Annotated in this window: 1 pseudogene; it reads left to right on the forward strand. The window is 66.8% G+C overall.

The annotated features are described in order from the left end of the window. Positions 1-491 (forward strand): annotated as a pseudogene (locus C664_RS20085) (4-hydroxy-2-oxovalerate aldolase); the annotation flags it as partial.

Consider the following 491-nt stretch of genomic DNA (forward strand, 5'->3'; position numbering starts at 1 on the left):
AAGCAAGCCAGGCTGATGGAGAGCTACGGCGCCAACTGCATCTACGTCACCGACTCGGCCGGGCACCTGCTGCCCGACACGGTCAAATCCCGCCTCAGTGCGGTGCGCGATGCGCTCAAGCCCGAGACTGAACTGGGCTTTCACGGCCACCACAACCTCGCCATGGGCGTGGCCAACAGCCTCGCCGCGCTCGAAGTGGGCGCCACCCGCATCGACGCGGCGGCCGCCGGCCTGGGCGCCGGTGCGGGCAACACCCCGATGGAAGTCTTCATTGCGGTGTGCGACCTGATGGGGATCGAGACCGGGGTGGATGTGTTCAAGATCCAGGACGTGGCCGAGGACCTGGTGGTGCCGATCATGGACTTCCCGATCCGCATCGACCGCGACGCGCTCACGCTGGGCTATGCCGGCGTGTATGGCTCCTTCCTGCTGTTCGCCAAGCGCGCCGAGAAGAAGTACGGCGTGCCCGCGCGCGAGATCCTGGTCGAGAT

The organism is Thauera sp. 63, from assembly GCF_000310165.2.
Taxonomy (GTDB): Bacteria; Pseudomonadota; Gammaproteobacteria; order Burkholderiales; family Rhodocyclaceae; genus Thauera; species Thauera humireducens.